The organism is Streptomyces sp. Edi2 (assembly GCF_040253635.1).
In the GTDB taxonomy this organism is placed as follows: Bacteria; Actinomycetota; Actinomycetes; order Streptomycetales; family Streptomycetaceae; genus Streptomyces.
Genome location: NZ_JBEJGX010000003.1, coordinates 7,373,769 through 7,399,797 on the forward strand (window position 1 = coordinate 7,373,769; position 26,029 = coordinate 7,399,797).

Consider the following 26,029-nt stretch of genomic DNA (forward strand, 5'->3'; position numbering starts at 1 on the left):
AGCCGGCCGGACACGGCCGCCTCTCCAGGATGGGGCAGTGGTGGCGACGGGCCCTGGGCTCGGAGGGGTACGAGCGCCACACGGTGCTGCTCATCGGCAAGAGCACCGTGGCCGCCACCCTCGCCTGGATCATCTCCTTCTACCTGCTGAACGCACAGTCGCCGGCCTTCGCGCCGTTCTCGGCGGTGCTGATCATGCAGGTGACCGTCTACCAGTCACTGCTGCAGTCCTCGCGCTATGTGGCTGCCGTGGCGGTGGGCGTCGCGGTGCAGGCAGCCCTGGGCTTTCTCGGCGGCCCCGAGTTGCTGACCTTCGCGCTGGTGGCGTTGGTGGCGCTCACCATCGGCCGGTGGCCCGCGCTCGGTTCGCAAGGCTCCCAGGTGGCCACCGCGGCGTTCTTCGCCTTCTCCACCTATATCTCCGCCACCTCGGACCTGGAGAAGGTCACCCAGCTCGGGCAGATCATCCTGCTGGTCCTCATCGGCTGCGGAATCGGCGTCCTGGTCAACGTCGCCGTGGTGCCACCCCTGCGCTACCGCAGCGCCGAACACGGTATCCACACCCTGGCCCATGCCCTCGCCGACCTGGTCGGCGATATGCACCCCGCGCTGCGCGCACACGAGGTCGACCCGGAGCGCACCGGACAGTGGCGCAGCCGGGCCCAGCGGACGGAAGGGCTGGTCACCCAGGCGAGGGCAGGCCTGCACACCGCGCAGGAGAGCCTGCACTACAACCCGCGCCGACTGCTCCGCCGCCACCGCGGGCGTACCGGCTTCGAGGGCTACGACGCGGTTCTGGCGGCGCTGGAGCGCGTGCTGTACCAAATGGGGTCCCTGACGCGGAGCCTGGACCGGTGGAGCGAGGACGAGAGCAGCCCTCGCTACGGGACCTTCCTGGAGTGCTACGCCGACTTCCTGGCATCCGTCTGCGAGATCACCGAGGTCCTGGCCGGTCTCGACGAGGACAAGCTGAACGACCAGGCTCCGCAGCTGTGCCGGCTGGCGGACCGGGCCCAGCAGTGCCGCCGGCGGGTGACCGAACAGGCCGAGCACGACGGCCTGCCGCTGGCCGACCCGGCCCGCCCCTACGGCGTACTGGTCATCGAGGCCACCCGTCTCATGGAGGAGTTCCAGTACACCTGTGACGTGCTCCAGCACCACGTTGACCACTGAGGACGGTGGGGCCCCGGGCTCCCACCGCTCGGGGAGACACCTCCCTACGGCCTCCTCCGCTCCGCTTCGCCCGCCGCCCCGGGTAGCACGGCCGTCACGGGGCACACGCCTCTGCGTCGACGTGACCGCGGGAGCGGTCGATCCCCGTAAGGCACAGGGAAAGGAAGACGCGTGTCGGTCAAGGTTTCTGATTACGTCCTGCAACGGCTGCGTGAGTGGGATGTCGAACATGTCTTCTCCTACGCCGGTGACGGCATCAACGGGCTGCTGGCCGCCTGGGAGCGCGCGGACAACAAGCCGGTATTCGTCCAGGCGCGGCACGAGGAGATGGCCGCGTTCGAAGCCGTCGGATACGCGAAGTTCTCCGGCAAGGTCGGGGTGTGCGCGGCGACGTCCGGGCCCGGTGCGATCCATCTGCTCAACGGCCTCTACGACGCGAAGCTCGACCACGTGCCGGTGGTGGCGATCGTCGGACAGACGCACCGCAGCGCGATGGGCGGCTCCTACCAGCAGGAAGTCGACCTGATGAGCCTCTACAAGGACGTCGCCTCCGACTTCTGCGAGACGGTCACCGTCCCCGAGCAGTTGCCCAACGTCCTCGACCGCGCCCTGCGCACCGCCTACGCACGGCGGACCGTGACCGCGGTGATCCTTCCCGCCGATGTGCAGGAGCTGGACTACAGCCCGCCCACGCACGCCTTCAAGATGGTCCCTTCCAGCCTCGGTGTCGCCTCTTACGCCCCCGTTCCGGCGGACGAGGACCTCACCAGGGCCGCCGAGGTGCTGAACTCCGGGGAGAAGGTCGCCGTACTGATCGGCCAGGGCGCACGGGGGGCCCGGGCCGAGGTCGAGGAACTGGCCGATGTCCTCGGCGCCGGCGTGGCCAAGGCCCTCCTGGGCAAGGACGCACTGTCCGACGAACTGCCGTATGTGACCGGTGCGATCGGCTTGCTGGGCACCCGCCCCTCCTATGAGCTGATGCGGGACTGCGACACCCTGCTGGTCGTGGGCTCCAGCTTCCCCTACTCCCAGTTCCTGCCGGAGTTCGGCCAGGCCCGTGCCGTCCAGATCGATATCGACCCGCACATGGTGGGCCTGCGCTACCCCTTCGAGGTCAACCTCGTCGGGGATGCACGCGCGACCCTCACGGCACTGCTGCCGCAGCTCACACGCAAAAAGCACGGAGCATGGCGGAAGAAGATCGAGAAGGACACCGCCCGCTGGTGGGAGGTGATGGAGGGACGTGCCGCGGTGGACGCGGAACCGATCAATCCCGAATATGTCGTGCACGCCCTGGACGCCCTCCTGCCGGACGACGTCATCCTGGCCGCCGACTCCGGCTCGGCCGCCAACTGGTACGCGCGGCACCTGCGCATGCGCGGCACGATGCGCGGCTCCCTCTCCGGCACCCTCGCGACCATGGGTCCTGGCGTGCCCTACGTCATCGGCGCCAAGTTCGCCCATCCGGAGCGGCCCGCTCTGGCCCTCGTCGGCGACGGCGCCATGCAGATGAACGGCATGGCCGAACTCATCACCGCCGCCAAGTACTGGAAGGACTGGCGCAACCCGCAGCTCATCATCGCGGTGCTCAACAACCTGGACCTCAACCAGGTGACGTGGGAGATGCGGGCCATGTCGGGTGCCCCGCAGTTCCTGCCCTCACAGGCGCTGCCGGACGTGCCCTACGCCGATTTCGCCCGCTCCATCGGACTCGGGGGAGTCCGGGTGGAGAAGCCCGGCGAGGTCGAGGGGGCATGGCGCACCGCCCTGGACGCCGACCGGCCGTTCGTCCTCGACTTCCGTACCGATCCGGCCGTACCGCCGATCCCCCCGCACGCCGACCTCGACCAGATCGAGGCCACGGCCGCCGCCATCGTCAAGGGCGACAGCGACCGCGGCGGCATGATCCGCCAGGGGATCAAGGCCAAGATCCAGGAAATGCTCCCCGGCCACCACCACAGGGAGGCCCGGCCCGCGGCCCGGGACGACGAGTAGCAGCCATCCACGGGAACCCGGAAAGGCAGGCGGTTATCCCGGTATGTACCGGCTGATATTCCTCACACTCCTCCTGTTCGCCGCGACGGCGTCGGTGATCCTGGCAGCGGTGACGTCCCTCTGGTGGTGGCTGCCGGCGAGTGTGCTGCTGTTGTTGGCGGCGACCGGCATGTGGGACCTGCTGCAGCGCCGGCACTCGGTGCTGCGCAACTATCCGGTGCTGGGGCATCTGCGCTACCTGTTGGAATCCATCCGCCCCGAGTTGCAGCAGTACTTCGTCGAGCGGAATACCGACGGCCGCCCCTACGACCGCGACGTACGCAGCATCGTCTACCAGCGGGCCAAGGGCACCGAGGCCGAGGAGGCCTTCGGCACCGAACGCGATGTCTACGAGCCCGGTGCGGAATTCCTGGTGCCCTCCATGGTCCCGGAACCGGTGCCCGGGCAGGCCCCGGTGGTCCGGGTCGGCGGGCCCGGCTGCACGCAGCCCTATGACATGGCACTGCTCAATGTCTCCGCGATGAGCTTCGGTTCGCTCTCGTCCCGCGCGATCCTCGCCCTCAACCGCGGGGCGGCCGAGGGCGGGTTCGCTCACGACACGGGTGAAGGCGGACTCTCGGATCACCATCTGCGCCACGGCGGGGACCTGATCTGGGAGATCGGCACGGGGTACTTCGGATGCCGGACGGCCGACGGCGCCTTCGACGAGCGGGAGTTCGCCGCCAAAGCAGCTCACGAGCACGTGAAATGCGTTTCGCTGAAGCTTTCCCAAGGGGCCAAGCCGGGCATCGGGGGAGTGCTCCCGGGAGGAAAGGTCAATGCCGAGATCGCCCGGGTACGCGAGGTGCCCGAAGGGCGGACCGTCATATCCCCGCCCTACCACCAGGTCTTCAGCACCCCACGAGAGCTGGTCCGGTTCCTCGCCCGGATGCGGGAGCTGGCCGGCGGCAAACCGGCGGGGTTCAAGCTGTGCGTCGGCTCGCGGCGGCAGTTTCTCGCGGTCTGCAAGGCGATGCTCGAAGAGGACAGCACACCGGACTTCATCGTCGTCGACGGCGCCGAGGGCGGCACCGGGGCCGCTCCGCTGGAGTTCGCGGACAACCTGGGAAGCCCGCTCACGGAAGGTCTGATCACCGTCCACAACGCCCTGGTCGGCACGGGGCTGCGGGACCGCATCAAGATCGGGGCCAGCGGCAAGGTCGCCACCGGCAGCGACCTGGTCAAACGGCTGCTGCAAGGCGCCGACTACACCAACGCCGCCCGCGCGATGATGTTCGCCGTCGGGTGTATCCAGGCCCAGCGGTGTCACACCAACACCTGCCCGGTCGGTGTGACGACACAGGACCCGCGGCGGGCCCGGGCACTGAACGTGGCGGACAAATCCGTAAGGGTCCGGCGCTACCAGGAGGCCACCGTGCGCAGCGCCCTGCAGATCATGGCCTCCATGGGCGTGCGGGACGCCGCCGGACTGGCTCCCCACCAACTGCGCCGCCGGCTCGGTCCCCACACCGTCCGTTCCTACGCGGAGCTCTACGACTGGCTCGCCCCCGGCCGGCTCCTGGCGGACCCTCCGCCGGACTGGCGAGCGGACTGGGAGGCGGCCGACCCCGACCGCTTCACGGTCTGACGACGCCGGGGCGGTGCCCTCCCGCGTCCTTTTGGGTGAGCAAAAGGCCCGCCAACGGGCAGCCGAACGCCGTGAGGGTGAGGTTGGAGTCAGACAGCAACGAGCCGAAGCGGCGGGTCGGAGGTCGTATGAGTGCGCGCAGGCGGCTACGCGACTGGCCCGCGTACCGGCAGCTCACCGGTGGTGACCCGCTGGCCAGGGGGCATGCGGCGATGTCCGCCCGCACCGCGCGGCTGCGTCCGCGCACCGACAGCGCGGACCGGGTGGTGCGGTCCGTCTGCCCCTACTGCGCCGTCGGCTGCGGCCAGCAGGTGTATGTCAAGGACGACCGGGTCGTGCAGATCGAGGGGGACCCGGATTCCCCCGTCAGCCGGGGGCGGCTGTGTCCGAAAGGGTCCGCGACCCTGCAGCTGACCACCGGGGCCGCCCGGCGCCACCAGGTGCTCTACCGGGCCCCGTATGCGGCCGACTGGGAACCGCTCGACCTCGAAACGGCCATGGACATGATCGCGGACCGGGTCATCCGGGTCCGCCGGGACACCTGGCAGTGGAAACAGGACGGCCGCCGGGTCGCCCGCACGCTCGGCATCGCCAGCCTCGGCGGGGCCACCCTCGACAACGAAGAGAATTACCTGATCAAGAAGCTGCTGACCGGTCTGGGCGTGGTCCAGATCGAAAACCAGGCGCGGGTCTGCCACAGCTCCACGGTTGCCGGTCTGGGCACCTCGTTCGGACGGGGCGGGGCCACCACGTTCATGCAGGATCTGCAGCACGCGGACTGCATCGTGATCGAGGGGTCCAATTTCGCCGAGGCGCACCCCGTCGGCTTCCAGTGGGTCATGGAGGCCAAGGCCCGCGGCGCTCAGATCATCCATGTCGACCCGCGGTTCACCCGTACCAGCGCCCTGTGCGACCTGCATGTACCGATCCGGGCGGGCAGCGACATCGCCTTTCTCGGCGGGATCATCCATCACGTGCTGACGGAGGAGAAGGATTTCCGGGAGTACGTGCTCGCCTACACGAACGCGGCCACCGTCGTCAGCGAGGACTTCCGCGACACCGAGGACCTCGACGGGCTGTTCTCCGGCTTCGATGCGGAACAGCGGCGCTACGAGCCGGAGAGCTGGCAGTACGAGGGCGCCGGTGTCCAGGCGCCGGCGGGCGATGCCGAGCAGATGCACGACCAGCGGCTACGGGATGCCGGGGCCAAGCCCCACCAGACCCCGGGCCATGCCGAGACCCACGGAGCGGGCGGCCCGCAGGCCGCGCCCCGGGCACCGCAGGACCCGACCCTGCGCCACCCCCGGTGCGTCTACCAGATCCTCAAGCGGCATTACGCCCGCTACACGCCCGAGATGGTCGAGAAGATCTGCGGCGTACCGCGCGAGACCTTCCTGCGGGTCTGCCGTGCGCTGACCGAGAACTCCGGTCGCGAGCGCACCAGCGCCTTCGTCTACGCGGTGGGCTGGACCCAGCACTCGGTCGGCTCCCAGTACATCCGGGCGGCGAGCGTGCTGCAGCTGCTCCTGGGGAACATCGGCCGCCCCGGCGGTGGCATCCAGGCGCTGCGCGGGCACGCCTCCATCCAGGGCTCCAGCGACATCCCCACGCTCTTCAACCTTCTTCCCGGCTATCTGCCCATGCCCCATGCGCACACCCACGAGGACCTGGACACCTTTGTGGCCGCCAGCCGTACCGACAAGGGCTTCTGGGGCAATATGCGGGCGTACGTCGTCAGCCTGCTGAAGGCCTATTACGGTGACGCGGCCACCGTCGGCAACGACTTCTGCTTCGGTCATCTGCCGCGGCTCACCGGGTCCCACAGCACCTATGACACGGTGCTCGCCCAGCTGGACGGCGTCTGCAAGGGCTATTTCCTGATGGGGGAGAACCCGGCCGTCGGCTCCGCCAACACCCGTCTGCAACGGCTGGGCATGGCGCAGCTCGACTGGCTGGTGGTCCGCGACTTCTCCCTCATCGAGTCGGCGACCTGGTGGCAGGACGGGCCGGAGATCGAGACGGGCGAGCTGCGTACCGAGGACATCGGGACGGAGGTGTTCTTCCTGCCCGCGGCGGCCCACACGGAGAAGTCCGGCTCGTTCACGAACACCAACCGCTGGCTGCAGTGGCACCACGCCGCCGTGGAGCCGGAGGGCGATGCCCGCAGCGATCTGTGGTTCATGTACCACCTGGGCCGGCGGATCAAGGAGAAGCTGGCGGCCTCCACCGATCCGATGGACGCGATGGTGCAGGACCTGACCTGGGACTACCCGGTGGACGGCCCGCTCCAGGAGCCGGTCGCCGCCGCGGTCCTGGCCGAGATCAACGGCCACGGCCCGGACGGCGCACCGCTCAGCGCGTACACCGAACTCCGGGACGACGGCTCCACCCGGTGCGGCTGCTGGATCTACTGCGGGGTGTATGCGGGTGGCGTCAACCAGGCTGCCCGCCGCACCCCGCACACCGCACAGGACTGGGTCGCGGCCGAATGGGCGTGGGCATGGCCGGCGAACCGCCGGATTCTCTACAACCGTGCCGCGGCGGCGCCCGACGGATCCCCGTGGAGCGAGCGCAAGGCGTATGTGTGGTGGGACGGGAAGGCCGGGCGGTGGACCGGCCACGACGTACCGGACTTCATTCCCGACCTGCCGCCGGACCATGTGCCGCCGCCCGGGGCGACCGGGCCGGCGGCGCTCCGCGGCGACGACCCGTTCATCATGCAGGCGGACGGCAAGGGCTGGCTCTACGCGCCGGCCGGGCTGCTCGACGGACCGCTGCCCACCCACTACGAGCCTCAGGACTCCCCGTTCACCAACGCCCTCTACCCCGACTGGTCGCGCTCGCCCACCCGCCGGCTCTATCCGCGCGAGGGCAACCGCTATCACCCGAGCGGCGGTGAACCGGGCGCCGAGGTGTATCCGTACGTGCTGACCACCCACCGCCTCACCGAGCACTTCACCGCGGGCGGGATGAGCCGCTGGTCGCCCCACCTCGCCGAGCTGCAGCCCGAGCTGTTCTGTGAGGTGTCCCCGCAACTGGCCGCGGAGCGCGGGCTGGAGCACTCCGGATGGGCCACGATCATCACCGCCCGCAACGCCATCGAGGCGCGGGTGGCGGTCACCGAGCGGATCAGGACGCTGACCGTGCACGGCCGTACGGTGCATCAGATCGGGCTGCCGTTCCACTGGGGCCCCAACGGGGTGGTCACTGGCGACGCGGCGAACGAACTGGTGGCCATCGCCCTCGACCCGGACTCCCACATCCAGGAGGACAAGGCCCTCACCGCCGACATCCGCCCCGGCCGCCGGCCCCGCGGCCCGGACCTCCCCCGGCTGGTGGCCGAGTACCGGCAGCGCGCGGGCATCACCGAGCACACCGGAGAGGACCACCGGCCATGACGGACAGCCTGTTCAGCGGCCCGGAACCCGACCCGGCGGGCGACGCCGGTCATGAGGACGCACCGCCACGCGTGGGGTTCTTCACCGATACCTCCGTCTGTATCGGGTGCAAGGCGTGCGAGGTGGCGTGCAAGGAGTGGAATGCGCTCCCCGAGGACGGGCTGTCCCTCACCGGCATGTCGTACGACAACACGGGGGAACTGGGCGCCTCGACCTGGCGCCATGTGGCCTTCATCGAGCAGTCCGCGCCCGTGTCCGATCCCCTGGCCACGCCTACGGTGCCCGCCCCCGAGGGCCGTACGGAACTGACCCTCGCCACGGACTCCCCGCCGGCGGGCGGCGACTTCCGCTGGCTGATGTCCTCGGACGTCTGCAAGCACTGCACCCACGCCGCCTGCCTCGACGTCTGCCCGACGGGCTCGCTCTTCCGTACCGAGTTCGGCACGGTCGTGGTCCAGGAGGACATCTGCAACGGCTGCGGCTACTGCGTACCCGCCTGCCCCTATGGCGTCATCGAACAACGCCCGTCCGACGGCCGCGCCTTCAAGTGCACCCTGTGCTACGACCGGCTGGGCGCGGGCCAGGAGCCCGCCTGCGCCAAGGCCTGTCCCACCGAATCCATCCAGTTCGGGCCCCTGGACGAGCTGCGCGAGCGGGCGGCGCTGCGGGTGGACCAGCTGCACGCCGCGGGCGTGGACGGTGCGCGGCTCTACGGCCACGATCCCGGGGACGGCGTCGGCGGCGACGGCGCCTTCTTCCTGCTGCTGGACGACCCCGAGGTGTACGGGCTGCCGCCCGACCCCGTCGTCACCACCCGTGATCTGCCCGCGATGTGGAAGCACGCGGGTGCGGCAGCACTGACCTTGGCGGGCGGGTGGGCGCTGTCCTTCGCCCTGCCCGCGATGGTGCGGAAGAGGGGACGGACATGAGAGGGCACGACACCGCAGCCGACGGGCCGGACGGCGGCCGCCCGGGGCGCGAGGCGACGCCCGCGGCGCTCCGGGGCGGCGGGGCCGGGCGGCCCAAGCGCTCCGGGCGGCCGCGCAAGGGCGAGGAACTGATGGTCCCGCAGGCCGAGTTCCGTTCCTACTACGGCCGCCCCATCATCAAGGCGCCGTCCTGGGCGGCGCGCGACATCGCCGGATACTTCTTCCTCGGCGGCCTGGCGGGCGCGGGATCGGTCCTCGCGGCCGGCGCACATCTCACTGGTCGCCGGGCCAGCGCCACCGCGATGAAGGTCTCGTCCCTCGCGGCGGTCTCCCTCTCCGCCGCGGCGCTGATCCATGACCTCGGCCGCCCCGGCCGGTTCCACCACATGCTGCGGGTCATGAAGCCGACCTCGCCGATGAGCGTCGGTTCCTGGCTGCTCAGCGGCTACGGGCCGGCCGCCGGCGCGGCCGCGCTGTGCGCGGTCTCCGGGCGGTTGCCGCGGGCCGGCGCGGCAGCCACGGCCGTGGCCGCGGTGCTGGGCCCTGCCGTGGCCACGTACACCGGTGTGCTCGCCGCGGACACCGCGGTGCCCGCCTGGCACGGCGGGTACCGCGAACTGCCCTACCTCTTCGCCGCCTCCGCGACGGCCGCGGCCTCCGGCATGGCCCTGGTCCTCGCGCCGGCCCACGAGAATGCCCCCGCACGCTGCGCCGCCGCGCTGGCCGCCACCGCCGACACCGCCCTCACCAGGGCGGCCGAACGGCGCCTGGGCATGGTCGCGGAGACCTACCGCACGGGGCGCGCCGGCACGCTGCTGCGCTGCGCCGAAGCCCTCGTCAGCGGCGGGGCCGCGGTGGCCGTGCTCGGCGGGCGGTTCCGCCCGGCGGCCGTGGCAGCCGGCGCCGCCTTGCTCGCCGGATCGGCCTGCACCCGCTTCGGTGTCTTCGCGGCGGGCATCGCCTCCGCCGAGGACCCCGCGTACACGGTCGTGCCGCAACGGGCCGCACTGCGCGGTAAGTCCGGGGTTTAGGGGGTGTCCTCCTGCGTAGTGCCCCGTGCTTGCCTGCCGGGGCGCCGGGTACGCGCTCCCTATGAGGGAACTGTCTTTGGCTATGTCGGATGTGAACGCACAGCTGGCCGCCCGGCCCGGATCGAGTTCCGCCCTGCTGACCCTCGTGGGGGTTCTCGTCGTCGTCCTGCTGGTCGGGGCCTTCGCCTGGGGGCGCCGGGTCAGGTCCCGGGAGCCGGGCCCGCCCCGCCCCGAGGAACAGCCACGACTGCCGCACGGCAGGGCGGTCGGTGATGTGGTGGAGCACCGGGAACCCGACGACCTCCCACGGACCTCCCGGCGGCGGAAGCCGCACGAGCTGAAGGGAAACGGGATCGAGTCCCGCCCCGCCTCCGGCCGTCACGACCGGACCCGGTGAACCCCGTGGCCGGAGGCCCCGGTGTCAGTTCATCCCCTGGGTGTTCTGCCTGCCGGGACCGCCGTCCGGCCCCTCGTGGCGGCCTCGCGAGGCCCGTTCCTCCAGGAAGCGTTCGCTCTCCCAGGTGAGGGCGTGTTCGATCTGGATGAAGTTCAGCCCTGTCACATCGGCGAGTTCTTCCTCGTCGAGGTCGGGCTGTGCGCGCAGGGCACGGTCGATCTTTCCTGCCCAGAGTTCCTCTTTGACGAACGGCCGTTGGCGGTAGCGCTGCCGGAGCTGGTCGAGATGGCCCGGGCTGCAGGCTGCCAGGAGCCGTTCACCGTCCTGCTCCGAGTCGTAAGGGTGGATCCAGGAGGAGTCGCGTGCCCGGCCGGAGACCTGCGAGGTCCGGTGGATGGCCGTGCCGCACAGCTCGCACACCCTCGGATGCGGTGTGGTCGTCGGTTCGCCGCTGTTGTCGCGCATTGCTGTCCTGGCCATTCTCTCTGTGAGGCTGTCAGGGCACTCGCTCACGGCGCCTCGGACGCCAGGCCCGGTCGGCCGGGCACCCTCTCCACTTCACGCCGAAACGGCCGCGGGCGCGACACGGGAGGGCCGACCAGGGCATGGCTGCCCGGCCCGCGGCACCGCTCCGGGAACGCAGACATCCTCAGGCGACCAGCGCTCCCAAGAGGGCCACGCCCGCCAGGAACCAGGCGACATAGTCCCCCACATGCCCGGAGTGCAGCCGCCGCAGTGGGGTGAACCACCGTGCCGGTTCGCCGGCCGGCTGCCGTACGGCCCGGACCGCGAGCGCCGCGGCCAGGGCCGTGGACAGCAGGCCCCACAGCACACCGGCTGCCGTCCAGTGCGGTGGGGGAGCGGTCGCGGGCTGCGCAGGACGGCCGTACAGCACGGCCGAGAGAGAGGCGTGGTGGTCGGTGAAGAGGTCCGCGGCGTGCCCCACGCCCGTGCGCAGGCCGGGCACCAGCCCCACCGCCAGGGCCCCGGCGAGCAGGAGCGCCGGGACCGCGAGCATGGATTCCGGGATGCGGGTCAGGTGCCCGCCGCGGGTCTCCGGTTCCTCCGCCTTGCCCGTGGTCTCTTCCGGGGCGTCGGGCGGACGGGTACCGAGACCGAGGAACACCCGGGCTCCGGCCCGTAGCACGGCGCCGCCGGTCACCGCCGAGGCCAGTACGAACAGCGCGGTCACCCAGCCCCCCGCGGCCTCCTCGGTGACCGCCTTGCCCAGCGCGGTGCCGAACGGGGGCAGCCCGGCAAGGGCCAGTCCGCCCAGTGTGAACATGGCCCCCACCCACGGCAGCTCCCGCCCTCTGCCGTGCAGTTGGTGCTCGTCGACGCTGCCGTAGCGGTCCAGCAGGATTCCCACGCAGGCGAACAGTGCCGCCTTCACCCCGGCGTGTGCCAGCACATACAGGGCGACCCCGCCGGTCCCCTCCGGGCCCAGCTGTGCCAGGCCCGTCAGGAACAGTCCGGTGTGCGCCACCGTGGAGTAGGCGAGCAGGCGCTTGAGGTGGCGCTGCTGCCAGCACATCACCGAACCCAGCAGGGCCGTCAGCGCACCCAGGGCCAGCAGCGCCCGGTGCACGTCCGGAGCCGGGACGCCGCCGGGGCCGGCGAAGACGGTCCAGTAGATCCGGGCCGTCCCGTACACGCCCAGTTCGACCATCGCCCCCGACAGGAGCATGCACACCGGAGTCGGCGCCACCGCGTGCGCGTCGGCGAGCCAGAAGTGGAACGGCACCGCGGCGGCCTTGACGAGCAGTCCGGTGGTGACGAGGACGAAGGCGGCGATCACCAGCGCGTCCGGGCCGCCGCCGGCGTGTGCGTCGAGCGCCCGGCCGATCTGCGCGAGGCCCAGTTCACCGGTCCGGGCGTAGAGCAGGGCGATGCCCGACAACATGGCGTAGGCGCCGAGGGAGTTGACGATCCCGAACACCAGGCCGCCCTGAACGGCGCGGGCCTCCTCGACCCGGTAGCCGGTCAGCGCGTAGGCGACCACGCTCATCAACTCGAAGAAGACGAAGGCGTTGAAGAGGTCGCCGGTCAGGACGAAGCCGCACATGCCCGCCTGGAAGAGCAGTACGAGTCCGGGGAAGGAGCCGGCATGGCGGTGCGGGGGTTCGTCGAAGTACCGCCAGGCGTAGGCGAGCGAGGCCACCACCAGCAGCGAGACCAGCACGGCGAGCCCGAGGCCGATCCGGTCGCCGACCAGCACGATGCCGACGCTCACTCCGTGGTGCGGCTGCCAGCCGCCCACCCACTCGACGGGGAGAGCACGGGACCACGTGGTGGCGGCCGCGGCGAACAGGGCCAGGGCCGCGGCCGCCGCGGCGAACAGCAGGGCCAGCACCTCGGCGGCGTACCGCGGCAGCCGTCGCCCCGCTCCCACCAGCACCGCGGCGCCGAACATCAAAACGGCCACGATCAGCGGCAGGCTCCGCGCGGCGGTCACCCCCGCAGCTCCGAGAGCTCGTCGGGATCCACTGTCCGGTGCCGCTTGGCGATCTGGATCACCAGGGACAGCAACAGTGCGGTGACGGTCGCCCCGATGACGATGTCGGTGAGGGTGAGGGCCTGGACGACGGGGTCGACGACCGGACGCGAGCCAGGGGCGATATCGGAGAAGACCGGGGCGGTGCCGCCCTTGCGGTAGCCGATGGCGAGCAGCAGTACATAGGTCGAGGCCTGGCAGACCGCGAGGCAGCCCACCGCATGGATGAGGTTGCGGCTGGTGGCCAGCCCGTAGCAGCCGATCAGGAACAGCCACCCCGCCAGCACATACGGCAGCACGTTCATGCGGTGCCCTCCGCCCCGGCGTCCTGTGGTTCCTCCTCGATCTCCACTGCCTGGTCCAGGAAACGGGCCAGCAGGACCACGACGCCGGCCGCCACCTCCACCCCGATCGCGGCATTGAGCAGCGGGACGGTGCCGCCGGAGGCGAGGGTGTTGAAGGTGCCGTAGGGCAGGTAGTTCGTCAGGAAGGCCGCGCCGGTCAGCAGCGCGGCGGCACCCAGCAGGAGGTAGCCGGCCTCGCCCGCGGCGTCCGCCACCTCGTACCGGCCGACCGGGCGGATCCGCTCCAGCGCCTGGTAGTCCACCGCGATGTAGAGCAGGTGCAGGGAGGTCGCCACCACCACGCCGCCCTGGAAGCCACCGCCGGGGCTGAGCTGGCCGTGGGCGACGACGTACAGCCCGATGAGCAGGGTGACCGGCAGGGCGAGCAGGGCGTAACGGCGTACCTGCGGGGCCACCCGGACCGGCTGGGGCGGCAGCCGGTCCTCGTCCCGGGTCTGCCGCAGCAGCACCACGGTGCCCAGGACGGAGCCGAAGAGGATGGACTCCTCACCGAGGGTGTCCAGGGCCCGCTGGTCGAAGTTGACCGAGGAGACGGTGTTGGCGGTGTGCCGGGCGAGGGCGGCGTCCACCGCCCGGTCGCCGTAGGGGTGCCACCGCCCGCCGAACGCGGGCAGATCGCGACAGGCCAGCAGGTAGAGCACGGCCGTCCCCAGACCCCCGGCGATCAGCACCCACAGGCGCATCCGTGTGCTCACCCGGACTCCTCCCGGCGCTCGCTGCGGGCCTTGCGGCGCACCTTGCGTACGGTCAGCAGCACCATCAGCGGCGTCAGCGCGGAGCCGACCGCGAGCTGGGAGAGCGCGACATCGGGCGCCTGCAGCAGCAGGAACAGTGTGGCGAGCGCCAGGCCGAACAGCGACATCACAAAGGACTGCCGTACGGGATCGCGTACGAGAACGGTCCCGGTCCCGGCCGCGGCCACCAGCAGCAGACCGAGCAGCAGCGGCAGATCGTCAGCCATCGTGTGCTCCCTCCGTAGGTGCACCGGGCCCGGGCCCGGCCGTGGCGGCGGCGTGCACCGCGCGGGTGGTGCTCCAGCTGCCGAGTACCAACAGGGCCCCGATCACCAGGAGTTTCCCCAGGGCCCGGCCGGGGCCGGTGACGAGGCACAAGGGCAGCAGCACCGCCGGCACCGCCAGGTAGTTCAGGGCCGTCGCCGCCCGCAGCGCACGCGGCCGCGGCGGCCGGTCCGCCAACTGGTCGGCGAGCAGCCGCACATAGAGCAGGGTCCCGGCCGGCCCGAGCACCGCGAGCACCAGGGCCGTATCGATGTAGGCCGTGCGGCGAAAGCCCTGCGCCAGCAGGAGGAAGACCAGGCACAGGAGGGTGCTGGTCAGATTCTGTGCGGGTACCCGGCGGCGGACCGGGCCGGTGGCAGCCGCCCACGCGGCCGGTGCCACCAGGCAGAGCAGCAGCGCGGTGCCCGCGGCGGTCCAGGTGTTCACCGGGCACCCGCGGCTCGCCGCGCGCGGCACGCGACAGCCGCCGCGATCAGTCCGGCACCGGCCCCGACCAGCCACTCCAGGGTGTCCACGGGTCCGATCAGAACGATCCACAACAGGGTCAACGCCGCCCACCACAGGAGCAGTTCGGCACCCGTCACCAGCCGTCGTGCCACCGTGTACGCACCTCCCGCCGACCGGTTACCCGGCCCACAGGCTCACATGCGCCGGCCCGCACGCCTCGTCACCGCGCCGCGGAGTACCTCCGTCGGAGGTGCGGCAGAGCGCGCTGCACGGCGCCCGACGCCATCGATGAAGGGGAAGCTTCCGCTGTCCTCGGCGAAGGAGAAAAGGGAGGGAGGCAGAGAGGCAGAGAGGAATACCCACTCCTTGCCATTTTTAACTTATAGCGCACTGGGGGGCTTGCGGCAAGGCCCCGGCCGTGGGGCAGAATCGCGGGCCGAGGTCAGAAACCTGAGGAAATGGGGGATACACGAAGTGCGTTTGTTTTTGTCGGTGTATGGGGTGTGCGGCGAGGTCGCGGCCCCGGACCGGAGCCGTTGAGATGAACCCTTTGACCACCAGCGCGTTCGACCTTCCCGACCGCCTTGCCGCCAAGGCCGATCCGGCGCTGACCGACGGCGACGAGCGGCACTTCGCGGCCCTCTCCGAGAGCCTTGACCAGGCGATCGCCGAACTCTCCGATCGCCTCGACGCCGCGCGCAGGGCACCTGGCGGCCTCGGCCGGGGCGCGATGGACCGGGACGCGGAGATCCACCGGCTGACCGGCCGGCTGCGTGCGCTGCGCCGCTTCGGACTGGACCTGTGCCTGGGCCATTTCGTCCGCACGGACCACCCCGAGCCCGTGTACATCGGACGTCTCGGCCTCACCGACAGCGCGGGGCGGCGGCTGCTGCTCGACTGGCGCTCCCCGGCGGCCGAGCCGTTCTTCGCGGCGACCCACGCCCGCCCGATGGGCCTGGCGAGCCGCCGCAGGTACCGCTGGACCCGTGGCCGGATCAGCGACTACTGGGACGAGGTGTTCACCACCGACGGGCGCGAGGGGCACGCCGCGCTCGACGACCAGTCCGCGTTCATCGCCGCCCTGGGCAGCAGCCGGTCGGCCCGGATGCGCGATGTGCTCGCCACCCTCCAGGCCGACCAGGACGCCGTGATCCGCACGGGGTCCCGCGGCGCTCTCGTCGTCGACGGCGGCCCGGGGACGGGCAAGACCGTCGTCGCGCTGCACCGCGCCGCCCACCTCCTCTACTCCGACCCCCGCCTCGGTCACCGTCGCGGCGGTGTGCTGTTCGTCGGTCCGAGCCGGCCCTACCTGTCCTACGTCGCCGATGTCCTGCCCAGCCTCGGCGAGGAGGGCGTGCAGACCTGCACCCTGCGCGACCTCGTCACCGAGGGCGCCGCAGCGGCGAGTGAAGCCGATCCGGACGTGGCCCGGCTGAAGTCGTCCGCCGGCCTGGTGAAGGCGATCGAGCCGGCCGTCGGCATCTACGAGGAGCCGCCCACCGAGGGGATGACGGTCTCGACCCACTGGTCCGACATCTGGCTGAGCGCCGAGGACTGGGCGGCGGCGTTCGCAGCAGTGGAACCGGGCACCCCGCACAACGAGGCGCGCGACCAGATCCGGGAGGAACTGTTCACGATCCTGATCGACAAGGACGACAGCGATGCCCCGCCCGAGCTGTTGCGGAGGTCGCTGCTGCAGGACCGGGAGCTGATCCGGACCCTCCACCGCGCCTGGCCGATGCTCGACGCGAGTGACCTCGTCGGAGACCTGTGGTCGGTGCCCGCCTATCTGCGCAAGTGCGCGCCCTGGCTCGGTCCCGACGAGATCCGGCGGCTGCAGCGCACGGACGCCCGGGCCTGGACGGTGTCGGACCTGCCGCTCCTGGACGCGGCACGGCAGCGGCTCGGCGACCCGGAGGCGTCCGTACGCACGCGCCGGCACGCTGCGGCCGTCGCCGCCGAACGGGCGCGCCGGGCGGATGTCATCGACGGCATCCTGGCGGCCGATGACGACGGCGAGGGCGCGGTGACGATGCTGCGCGGACAGGACCTGCAGGACACCCTGATCGACGAGGGGGCGCTGCCCGGCGCCGAACCGGACCTGCTCGCCGGCCCGTTCGCCCACATCGTCGTGGACGAGGCCCAGGAACTGACCGACGCCGAGTGGCAGATGCTGCTGCTGCGCTGCCCGTCCCGGAGCTTCACCATCGTCGGTGACCGCGCCCAGGCCAGGCACGGGTTCACCGAGTCGTGGCAGGAACGGCTCGAAAGGGCCGGGCTCGACCGGATCTCCGTGGCCTCCCTGAACATCAACTACCGCACACCGGAAGAGATCATGGCGGAGGCCGAGCCGGTCATCCGCGCGGTCCTCCCGGACGCCAATGTGCCGGCCTCCCTCCGCAGCAGCGGCATCCCCGTCGTCCACGGATCCGTCGCGGACCGGGACGCGGTGCTCGATGCCTGGCTCGCCGCGCATGCCGACGGAATCGCCTGCGTCATCGGCGATCCCACGTTCCGGGCGACACCCCGCGTCCGGTCGCTGACACCGGAGCTGTCGAAGGGGCTCGAATTCGATCTGGTCGTCCTGATCGACCCGGAGACGTTCGGCAAGGGCATCGAAGGAGCCGTGGACCGCTATGTCGCGATGACCCGCGCGACCCGGCAACTCGTCATCCTCACCAGCCCCTGACGCCGGCCGCACTCCCGCCTCGGTGACCTCCGGGCGTCTTCGGGGCGGCTCTACCATGGCGTGCGTGACAAGCGATCCGGACAGTGCGCAGCGGCCCTCGAGTGCGCGGGCGCGCGGAGTGCAACAGCGGTGGGTGTCCACCCTCCGTCCCTTACGCGGGGAGCTCCTGGACTTCTCCTCCCGTCCGCTGCCGACTCTCCACCGGGCGCGCAACCGGGTGCTCCGCCAGCTCCCGCTCGTCCTCGCGGGGCTGTTCACGCTCTATCTCGTCGTGCCGGGAGCGGACGTGGTCGCCGAGCGGCTGCAGATGCCCTGGCCCGTACCGGTGCTGCTCGCGTGCCTCCAGGCGGCGTCCGTGCCGCTGAGCCTGGCCCGGCCGGTGGCCGCCTGGTGGCTGTCGCTCGTGGCCATGGTGCCGTTCCCGCTGCTGCTGGTGGCGCTCGGTGCCCCGCCCGCCCGGGACACGCCCTGGCCGTGGACGGAGCCGGGGTTCCTGGCGCACCTGGTCGTGACGCTGATCGTCGCCTGGCGGGTCAGCGCCCGGCTGTTCGTCACCCAGTGGCTGCTGACCCTGCTCGTCAGCGGCGTGCTCGCGGTGGTGCTGCGGCCCCAGGGCGCGGGGCAGGGGATGTACGCCTTCGGGATACTGTCCGGCGTCGGACTGCTGCTGCTGGCCGCCGTGCGCGGACGCAGGGAAGCGCAGCGGCAGCTGCGACGGCAGGAAAAGCTCACCGAGATCGAACGGTTCCGCCGGACGCTGCTGGAGGAACGGGCCCGCATCGCGCGGGAACTGCACGATGTCGTGGCGCACCACATGTCCGTCGTCGCCGTACAGGCGGAAGCCGCGCCGTATCTGGTCGCCGATCCGCCGGAGGCGATGCGCGAGAGCTTCGGCAGCATCCGGCACAATGCGCTGGCCGCCCTGACCGAACTCCGCCACATCCTGGGCATGATGCGGTCCGACGGCCCCGGTGCGCAGGGCGAGGACGGCAAATATGTGCCGCAGCCGACCCTGGACAACCTCGGCGAACTGGTCGGCAATGTACGGGCGGCCGGACTGACCGTCGAGACGGACATAACCGGCACCCCGCGGACCCTGCCCCACCACGTCGAACTCTCGGCGTTCCGGATCACTCAGGAAGCGCTGAGCAATGTGCTGCGCCACGCCCCGGGCGCACAGGTCAGGGTCGAGCTGACCTATGGGGACGCCGAGCTCGGGGTGCAGGTGACCAACAGCCCGGTCACCGTCACCGCGCAGCGCCAGAGCGGCACGGGACACGGTGTTCTCGGTATGCAGGAGCGGGCCTCCATGCTCGGCGGCACCCTGCATGTGGGGCGTACGAGGGACGGATGGTTCGAGGTACGGGCCTTGCTGCCCACCGGCCGGAGTGAGGACTCATGACGATTCGCGTGCTGATCGCCGACGACCAGGCGATGATCCGGGGGAGCTTCGCGATCCTGCTCAACGCGCAGCCGGACATCGAGGTCGTGGGGGAGGCGGACAACGGCGCGGAGGCCGTCCGTCAGGTGGCCGAACGCGCCCCGGACGTCGTGCTGATGGACATCCGGATGCCGGAGCTCGACGGCCTGGAGGCCACCCGCCGCATCACCGGCAGCGGCAGCCTCACCAAGATCCTCATGCTCACCACCTTCGATCTGGACGAGTATGTGTACGAGGCACTGCGCGCCGGGGCCAGCGGGTTCCTGCTCAAGGACTCCTCGGCCCACGAACTCGCCGCCGCCGTACGCACCATCGCCACCGGCGGCGCCCTGCTCGCCCCGACCGTCACCAAGCGGCTGATCGAGGAGTTCTCCAAGCGGGGCGCACCCCGCGCGCCCCGCCGGGACCGGGTGGCGGATCTGACCGAACGCGAGACCGAGGTGCTCCGCCTGATCGCCCAGGGACTGTCCAACGCCGAGCTCGCCGAGCAGCTGGTCATCGCCGAGCAGACCGTGAAGACCCATGTCGGGCGCATTCTGGTCAAGTTGCAGCTGCGTGACCGTACGCAGGCCGCGGTATACGCGTACGAAGCGGGGCTGGTGGTCGCCGGGGAGTGACCGCCCGGCCCCCCGCGGCCCTGCGGCGCGGCGCCTCCGGCGCCCCGCGAGGTCCCCCGGGGGCGGTCGTCGTCCCGTTCGTACGGCGCCGGGCGGAGCGATAACCCCGGGGTTCCAAACCAATATCTCGCCAATAATGCGGCGTCCTAGCGTCGTTACCGGCCATTGCACAGATGCTGAAGAACGTCCGGCCGGACGTTCGCGATGGAAGGTAACGCGAGTGAAGGTTCGGCAGGACGGGCAGCACAGCCGGCCCGCACCGGGGCACACGACTGCCGACCCGGTGACGGACCGGGAATTCTGGCAGCGGGTGCTCGCCGAGGGCGGCTACACGCCCATACCCCGGTGGGCCGGCGAGTACGCCGAACCGGGCGCCGTCGCCGAACACCGGACGGCCCTGCCGGCCGCGGCGGCACAGGCGGTGCGGCGGCAGGCGGACGACCTCGCCACGGACCCCGGCACCCTGCTCCTGGCCGCCTGCGCACGGGTGCTGGCCGCGCTGACCTCCGACTCCGCCGTCGTGGTCGGCTACCTGAGCGGCGACGGCCCGGCGCCGCAGGCGCTGCCCTGCCCGGTACCGGTGGCCGACGGCCCCTGGCGGGCCCTGCTGCACACCGCCGCCCGCGCCGCCGCGGCGGTGACCGGCCGGCCGGCCGCGGCCCTTGCGGAACTGCGCGCCGAGACCGAGGACCCCCAAGCCCTCTTCGACACGCTCGTGGTCGCGGGCCGGGCCCCGCGCGCGGACGACCTGGCCCCCGAGACCGTGCTCGCCGTGGGCCTGGACACGACCGGCCCGCAGCCGGAACTCGTCCTCGGCCACCGCCCGTGCGCGCTCGACGCCGACCAGGCCGGGCGGATCTCCGGCTATCTGCTGGCGGCCCTGGACGCGCTCGCCTGCCGGCCCGAGGAAGGCCACCACGACTGGAGCCCGGTCTCCAAGCAGGAGACCGCCCACCAGCTCGACGGGCTGGCCGGCCCGCAGCGCGACCTGCCCGACCGCCGGGTCCACCAGCTCTTCGAGGAGCAGGTCCGGCTGCGTCCGCAGGACATCGCCGCCGAGCAGGGCGAACGCTCCTGGACCTACCGCGAACTCAACGCCCGCGCCAACCGCATCGCCCACGCCCTGCGCGCCCAGGGCCTGCGCGACGAGAACGCCGTCGCCGTGGTCAGCGAGCGCACCCTGGAATGGCTCGCGGCCGTGCTCGGCGTCCTCAAGGCGGGCGGCGTCTACCTCCCGGTGGAGCCGCACTTCCCCGCGGGCCGGATCGCCGACATGCTCACCCGCAGCGAGTGCCGCCACGTACTCGCCGAGCGCGATGCCTGCGCCGGGCTGCCCGAGGCGTTGCGCGCCGCCCCCGGTGCCGTCGCGCACCACCTCGACGACGTGCTCGCCGCGGACCACCCCGACACCGACCCCGGACTGCCCGTCGCCGCCTCGCAGGGCGCGTACATCTACTTCACCTCCGGCTCCACCGGCAAGCCCAAGGGCGCCCTGTGCGAGCACGACGGATTCCTCAACCACCTCCTCGCCAAGATCGAGGACTTCGGGGTCCGCGAGGGCGGGGTGGTGGCGCAGAGCGCACCGCAGTGCTTCGACATCTCGCTGTGGCAGCTGGTCGCCGCCCTCGCCGTCGGCGGCCGCACCCGCATCATCGAGCAGACCGCCGTCCTGGACGTGGCGCGCTTCGTCGAGACGCTGGAGCGCGCCCGCGTCGAGGTCGTCCAGGTCGTCCCCTCCTACCTGGAGGTGGTGCTGACCGAACTGGAGCGCCACCCCCGCGAACTGCCCCACCTGCGCTGTGTCTCGGCGACCGGCGAGGCCCTGAAGAAGGATCTGGTGGCACGCTGGTTCGCCGCCTTCCCCGACGTCGCGCTGGCCAACGCCTACGGCCTGACCGAGACCTCCGACGACACCAACCACGAAGTCATGCGCGGGGTGCCCGAGCAGGCGTCGGTGCCGCTGGGCCGTCCGATCGCCGGCGTGCGGATCTACGTCGTCGACGAACTGCTGCGTCCGGTGCCGCTCGGCTCGTCCGGCGAGATCGTCTTCTCCGGCGTCTGCGTCGGCCGCGGCTATGTCAACGACGAGGAGCGCACCCGCGCCGCGTTCGTCCCCGACCCGCACCACCCCGGCGCCCGGATGTACCGCTCCGGTGACTTCGGCCGCTGGCTGCCGGACGGGCGGCTGGAGTTCCTGGGCCGCCGTGACGCCCAGGTGAAGATCAGCGGGTTCCGCATCGAGATCGGCGAGGTGGAAAACCAGCTGCTGCGGGTGTCCGGAGTGCGCGACAGCGCCGTCGTCATCACCGGCGAGGGCGAGCACAAGCAACTGGTGGCCTTCTACTCCGCCGCCCAGGAGCTGCCCGCGCAGACCGTCGGCAAGGAGCTGGGCACCGCCCTGCCCGCGTACATGGTCCCCGGCCGTATCCACTACCTGCCCGCCCTGCCGCTCACCGCCAACGGCAAGATCGACCGCAAGGCACTGACCCGTACGGCGGACGAACTCGGCGCTTCTGAAGGGGAGTTCCAGCAACCCCGCACGGACCACGAGCGCAAGCTCGCCGCGCTGTGGGCGGCCGCCCTCAAGCTCCCCGCCGGCACCGTCGGCAGGGACACCCACTTCTTCGAGGCCGGCGGCACCTCGCTGGCCCTGCTGCGGCTCGCGGTCGCCCTGGACCGCACGGTGACGCCCGCGGAGCTGATGAACCGGCCGGTGCTCGCCGACCTCGCCGCCCTGCTGGACGAGCGGGCCGCAGGGAACACCACCGTCGCCTGACACCACCGGGCGCCCGCCCCTCCCGTACCGGCCCCGGCGGCCGGACCCACCACCTCCTGCGTACCGGCGGCCCGCCCCTGCCCGTACGCCGCCAGACCGCCCAGAAAGGCAACCCGATGACGGTCACGACCGACAGCACCACGACCGGCGCGGCACTCCCCGACGGCCGCGAGCCGATCCTCGAAGCGGGCCGCACCCCCCTGCTGGAGGTCCCCGGCGCGGACTTCGGGACGCTGCCAGGACAGGCGGTCAGGGACCTGGTCGCCCGGCACGGTGCCCTGCTCGTGCGGGGTCTCGGCCTGGCCGCCCCCACGGACCTGGCGCGGGCCGCGCGGTGGCTCGGGGTGACCCCGATGACCGAGCGCGAGGGCTTCACCAGCCGCACCGACCACGGCGACGGCGTCTACTCCGCCTCCCAGTGGCCGGCCGACGAACCGATGTGCATGCACCACGAGTTGAGCTACGCCGTCGAGGTGCCCTCCCTCGCCCTGTTCGGCTGCCTGACCGCGCCCGTCTCCGGCGGCGCCACCGCGGTCGCCGACGCCCGGACGCTGCTGGGCACCCTGCCCGCCGACCTCGTCGAGCGCTTCGAGCGCGAGGGCTGGCTGCTGGACCGCGACTACCGCGAGGTGGGCGTCAGCCTGCTCGAATCCTTCGGCTCCGACGACCGTGTCGAGGCGGCCGCGTACTGCGCCGGCCACGCCATCGAGCACCAGTGGCCTGCGGACGGCGCGCTGCGCACCCGCCAGCGGCGAGCCGCGGTGGTGGCCCACCCCGTCACCGGCGAGCGACTGTGGTTCAACCAGATCGCCTTCCTCAACGAGCTGACCCTGGACCCGGCCGTCCGGGAGTACCTGACCTCCTTCTACGGCCCGGACTCGCTGCCCTTCAACACCCGCTTCGGCAAGGGCGACGCCATCACCGAGGACATCATCGAAACCATCAACGCCGCCTACACCGCGGCCACTTCGCGCGAACCCTGGCAGGACGGCGACCTTCTGGTTGTCGACAACCTGCGGATGGCGCACAGCCGCGAGGCCTACCAGGGCGACCGCGAGGTCGTGGCGCTCTTCGCCGATCCGGTGCGCCTCACCGGTCACGTACGCACCGATGTACCGGTCCGCCCCACGGGCGTCTGACCGTCCACCCCCGCACTTCTCCACGGAGCTCTTCATGTCCCAGCAACACCCGGCGCCCTCCTTTGCGGTGATCCCCGGAGCGCAGGTCAGTCAGGTTCTCGACGGCCGCGGCCAGGAGGTGGTGGACCTGATCGAGGCCGCCTACCGCCTGCACGGCGAGGGCGACACCGTCAACCCGCCCTCGTACTTCCTGCGCTTCCCCGAGAAGCCGTCCTCGCGGATCATCGCGCTGCCCGCCTCCATCGGCGGCCGGATCCGCACCGACGGAGTGAAGTGGATCTCCAGCTTCCCGGAGAACGTGGCGGCCGGCATCCCCCGGGCCTCCGCCGTCCTCATCCTCAACGACCACGAGACCGGGTACCCGTTCGCCTGCCTGGAGAGCTCCATCATCAGCGCGGTGCGCACCGCCGCCTCCGCCGCGCTGGCCGCCGACCGGATCGCTGCCACCCGCACCCGCCCGGCCCGGATCGGCTTCTTCGGCGTCGGCCTCATCGCCCGCTTCATCCACCGCCTGCTGCACGACACCGGCTGGCGGTTCGACGAGGTCGGCGTGCACGACCTGTCCGCCGAGCACGCGGCCGGTTTCACCGCGTACCTCGACCAGTCCGGTGAGACCGGCAGTGTCACCGTCCACGACACTCCCGAGGACCTGATCCGCTCCTCGGACCTCGTCGTCTTCGCCACCATCGCCGGCACCCCGCACGTCACCGACCCGGGCCTGTTCGCCCACAACCCGCTGGTGCTGCATGTCTCGTTGCGCGACCTGGCGCCCGAGGTCGTGCTGACCGGCACCAACATCGTCGACGACGTCGAGCACTGCCTGAAGGCCAACACCTCTCTCCACCTCGCCGAACAGCAGCTGGGGCACCGCGACTTCGTCCACGGCACGCTCCATGACGTGCTGACCGGGAAGCTGAGCCCGGCCGCCGACCGCCCGGTGTTCTTCTCCCCCTTCGGCCTGGGCGTCCTCGATCTCGCACTCGGCAAGCACGTCTACGACGCCGTCCGCGCCCTGGGACAGCTGAACGTCGTCGACGACTTCTTCCATGAGATGCAGCGCTACGGCTGACGCAGTCCACCGCATCAACGCCCGGCCAGGCAGGGAGGTCTCGTGCCGATCATTTCGGCGCCCCATGAGTTCAACGAGGAAGACCTGTACGTCGACCTCGACGCGGTGCTCGGCATCCCGCTGCACCTGAAGTGCGAGGGGTTCAACTTCACCGGCTCCGTCAAGCAGAAGGCCGCCGTCGCCATGGTGGAGGCCGCGGAGGAGTCGGGGCAGCTCGCCCCCGGATCGATCCTGGTGGAGTCCTCCTCGGGGAACCTGGGCGTCGCCCTCAGCGTCATCGCGGCAAGCAAGGGCTACGGCTTCGTCTGCGTCACCGACGCGCGGTGCAACCTCGCCGCCAAACGGCTGATGGAGGCCCTCGGCGCCGTGGTGCACACCATCACCGAACCGGCGCACGAGGGCGGATTCCTGGCCGCGCGGATCGCACACGTCCAGGCGCTGTGCGAGCAGGACGAGCGGTACGTCTGGCTCAACCAGTACACCAACCACGCCAACTGGCAGGCCCACCACCGCCGCACTGCGCCCGCCATCGCCCGCAGCCACCCCGGCCTGGACGTCCTGTTCGTCGGCGCGGGCACCACCGGAACGCTGATGGGCTGCGCCCGCTGGTTCAAGGAGCACCGCCCCGGCGTCCGCGTGGTGGCCGTGGACAGCGTCGGCTCGGTCACCTTCGGCCACCCGCCGGCCCCGCGCATGATCCCGGGCCTGGGCACCGGAGTGCGCCCGTCGCTGCTGGACGAGTCCTTCGTCGACGACGTGGTGATGGTGCCCGAACCCGACACCCTCCGGATGTGCCACCGGCTCGCCGCCCGCGGCTTCCTGTTCGGCGGCTCCACCGGAACGGTCGTCAGCGGAGCCGCCCGCTGGCTGGCCGAACACGCGGGCGGCGCGCGGCGCGAAGCCGTGGCGCTCGCCCCCGACCTGGGGGAGCGCTACCTGGACACCGTCTACCTCACCAACTGGGTGCAGGGCGTCTACGGGCCGGGCGTGCTCGGTGCCGGTGCGGATGCCGGTGCCGATTCCGGTGCCGGTGCAGACTCCGACATCGGTGCCGGTGCCGGTGCTGGTGCCGACCCCGCACCCCTCCCCTTGACCGCGCTGTCCTAGCGCCAGGGCCTGTCTTCAGACCCTGGCCGGGCCGCCGCCCACCCCACGACAGCCAAACCACCACCAAGAACCCGGAAAGAGGCGCACGACAATGAGCACCAACCCGTTCGAGGACAACGACGCCCGCTACCTCGCCCTCGTCAACGACGAGGGCCAGTACTCCCTGTGGCCCGTCTTCGCCGACGTGCCGGCCGGCTGGCGCCCCGCCCGTGAAGAGGGCAGCCGCGAGGACATCCTCGCTTTCATCTCCGAGCAGTGGACCGACATGCGCCCGCTGAGCCTGGTCCGCGCCATGGAGAGCGCCGGCTGACCGCGCG

The 26,029-nt window shown here is 71.5% G+C and carries 22 protein-coding genes; 15 read left to right on the forward strand and 7 right to left on the reverse strand.

The genetic code is table 11. The features are described from left to right. Positions 1–29: 29 nt before the first annotated feature. From ABR737_RS35735 to ABR737_RS35765, 7 genes are all read left to right on the forward strand, one after another. Positions 30–1,172 carry an FUSC family protein gene (locus ABR737_RS35735; RefSeq protein WP_350257055.1) on the forward strand — a complete coding sequence of 381 codons (1,143 nt, stop codon included), beginning with the start codon at positions 30–32 and terminating at the stop codon, positions 1,170–1,172. Between the two features lie 171 nt (positions 1,173–1,343). Next, positions 1,344–3,167, forward strand: coding sequence for a thiamine pyrophosphate-requiring protein (locus ABR737_RS35740; RefSeq protein WP_350255235.1), 1,824 nt, complete (start codon positions 1,344–1,346; stop codon positions 3,165–3,167). Between the two features lie 169 nt (positions 3,168–3,336). Continuing rightward, on the forward strand, positions 3,337–4,794 hold the full coding sequence (locus ABR737_RS35745; protein WP_502964528.1) for an FMN-binding glutamate synthase family protein: 1,458 nt from the start codon (positions 3,337–3,339) through the stop codon (positions 4,792–4,794). Positions 4,795–4,922: 128 nt separating this feature from the next. Further along, positions 4,923–8,192, forward strand: coding sequence for a formate dehydrogenase (gene fdh, locus ABR737_RS35750; protein WP_350255237.1), 3,270 nt, complete (start codon positions 4,923–4,925; stop codon positions 8,190–8,192). Next, a complete protein-coding gene (locus ABR737_RS35755) occupies positions 8,189–9,121 on the forward strand; it encodes a 4Fe-4S dicluster domain-containing protein (protein WP_350255238.1) in 933 nt (310 codons plus the stop codon). Before fdh ends, ABR737_RS35755 begins: the two co-directional genes overlap by 4 nt. Further along, positions 9,118–10,152, forward strand: a complete 1,035-nt coding sequence (gene nrfD, locus ABR737_RS35760; protein ID WP_350255240.1) for an NrfD/PsrC family molybdoenzyme membrane anchor subunit — start codon at positions 9,118–9,120, stop codon at positions 10,150–10,152. The genes ABR737_RS35755 and nrfD overlap by 4 nt, the downstream gene beginning before the upstream one ends. 82 nt (positions 10,153–10,234) lie before the next feature. Then, a complete protein-coding gene (locus ABR737_RS35765; RefSeq protein WP_350255241.1) occupies positions 10,235–10,549 on the forward strand; it encodes a DUF6479 family protein in 315 nt (104 codons plus the stop codon). Positions 10,550–10,573: 24 nt separating this feature from the next. Here the strand turns inward: ABR737_RS35765 and ABR737_RS35770 are convergent, their stop codons facing one another. From ABR737_RS35770 to ABR737_RS35800, 7 genes are all read right to left on the reverse strand, one after another. Then, positions 10,574–11,014, reverse strand: coding sequence for a hypothetical protein (locus tag ABR737_RS35770; protein ID WP_350255242.1), 441 nt, complete (start codon positions 11,012–11,014; stop codon positions 10,574–10,576). 184 nt (positions 11,015–11,198) lie between these two features. Continuing rightward, on the reverse strand, positions 11,199–13,004 hold the full coding sequence (locus ABR737_RS35775) for a complex I subunit 5 family protein (RefSeq protein WP_350255243.1): 1,806 nt from the start codon (positions 13,002–13,004) through the stop codon (positions 11,199–11,201). Next, positions 13,001–13,348: a sodium:proton antiporter gene (locus tag ABR737_RS35780; protein ID WP_088800662.1), complete on the reverse strand. Its 348-nt coding sequence runs from the start codon at positions 13,346–13,348 to the stop codon at positions 13,001–13,003. Before ABR737_RS35780 ends, ABR737_RS35775 begins: the two co-directional genes overlap by 4 nt. After that, the gene (locus ABR737_RS35785) at positions 13,345–14,103 is read right to left on the reverse strand and encodes an MnhB domain-containing protein (protein WP_350255245.1); all 759 of its coding nucleotides are present in this window, start codon (positions 14,101–14,103) and stop codon (positions 13,345–13,347) included. Before ABR737_RS35785 ends, ABR737_RS35780 begins: the two co-directional genes overlap by 4 nt. Beyond that, on the reverse strand, positions 14,100–14,369 hold the full coding sequence (locus ABR737_RS35790) for a Na(+)/H(+) antiporter subunit B (protein WP_350255246.1): 270 nt from the start codon (positions 14,367–14,369) through the stop codon (positions 14,100–14,102). Before ABR737_RS35790 ends, ABR737_RS35785 begins: the two co-directional genes overlap by 4 nt. Further along, positions 14,362–14,853: a monovalent cation/H+ antiporter complex subunit F gene (locus ABR737_RS35795; protein WP_350255247.1), complete on the reverse strand. Its 492-nt coding sequence runs from the start codon at positions 14,851–14,853 to the stop codon at positions 14,362–14,364. The genes ABR737_RS35790 and ABR737_RS35795 overlap by 8 nt, the downstream gene beginning before the upstream one ends. Next, complete coding sequence (locus tag ABR737_RS35800) at positions 14,850–15,026, reverse strand: hypothetical protein (RefSeq protein ID WP_350255248.1); 177 nt, start codon at positions 15,024–15,026, stop codon at positions 14,850–14,852. The genes ABR737_RS35795 and ABR737_RS35800 overlap by 4 nt, the downstream gene beginning before the upstream one ends. A gap of 389 nt (positions 15,027–15,415) precedes the next feature. On the opposite strand from ABR737_RS35800, the gene helR reads away from it, so the two are divergent. The 8 genes from helR to ABR737_RS35840 all read left to right on the forward strand — a co-directional run bounded on the left by helR (position 15,416) and on the right by ABR737_RS35840 (position 26,022). Beyond that, on the forward strand, positions 15,416–17,563 hold the full coding sequence (helR, locus tag ABR737_RS35805) for an RNA polymerase recycling motor ATPase HelR (RefSeq protein ID WP_350255249.1): 2,148 nt from the start codon (positions 15,416–15,418) through the stop codon (positions 17,561–17,563). A gap of 133 nt (positions 17,564–17,696) precedes the next feature. After that, a complete protein-coding gene (locus ABR737_RS35810) occupies positions 17,697–18,965 on the forward strand; it encodes a sensor histidine kinase (RefSeq protein WP_350255251.1) in 1,269 nt (422 codons plus the stop codon). Continuing rightward, complete coding sequence (locus ABR737_RS35815) at positions 18,962–19,621, forward strand: response regulator (RefSeq protein ID WP_350255252.1); 660 nt, start codon at positions 18,962–18,964, stop codon at positions 19,619–19,621. The genes ABR737_RS35810 and ABR737_RS35815 overlap by 4 nt, the downstream gene beginning before the upstream one ends. A gap of 220 nt (positions 19,622–19,841) precedes the next feature. Beyond that, the gene (locus ABR737_RS35820; RefSeq protein WP_350255254.1) at positions 19,842–22,397 is read left to right on the forward strand and encodes an amino acid adenylation domain-containing protein; all 2,556 of its coding nucleotides are present in this window, start codon (positions 19,842–19,844) and stop codon (positions 22,395–22,397) included. A gap of 116 nt (positions 22,398–22,513) precedes the next feature. Further along, positions 22,514–23,536 (forward strand): TauD/TfdA family dioxygenase, encoded by a 1,023-nt coding sequence (locus ABR737_RS35825; protein WP_350255256.1) that lies wholly within the window; start codon positions 22,514–22,516, stop codon positions 23,534–23,536. 34 nt (positions 23,537–23,570) lie between these two features. Further along, positions 23,571–24,605: a 2,3-diaminopropionate biosynthesis protein SbnB gene (gene sbnB / locus ABR737_RS35830; RefSeq protein WP_350255257.1), complete on the forward strand. Its 1,035-nt coding sequence runs from the start codon at positions 23,571–23,573 to the stop codon at positions 24,603–24,605. A 42-nt stretch (positions 24,606–24,647) separates the two neighbouring features. Continuing rightward, on the forward strand, positions 24,648–25,712 hold the full coding sequence (sbnA, locus tag ABR737_RS35835) for a 2,3-diaminopropionate biosynthesis protein SbnA (RefSeq protein WP_350255259.1): 1,065 nt from the start codon (positions 24,648–24,650) through the stop codon (positions 25,710–25,712). A 91-nt stretch (positions 25,713–25,803) separates the two neighbouring features. Continuing rightward, positions 25,804–26,022 carry an MbtH family protein gene (locus ABR737_RS35840; RefSeq protein WP_350255260.1) on the forward strand — a complete coding sequence of 73 codons (219 nt, stop codon included), beginning with the start codon at positions 25,804–25,806 and terminating at the stop codon, positions 26,020–26,022. Positions 26,023–26,029 lie beyond the last annotated feature (7 nt).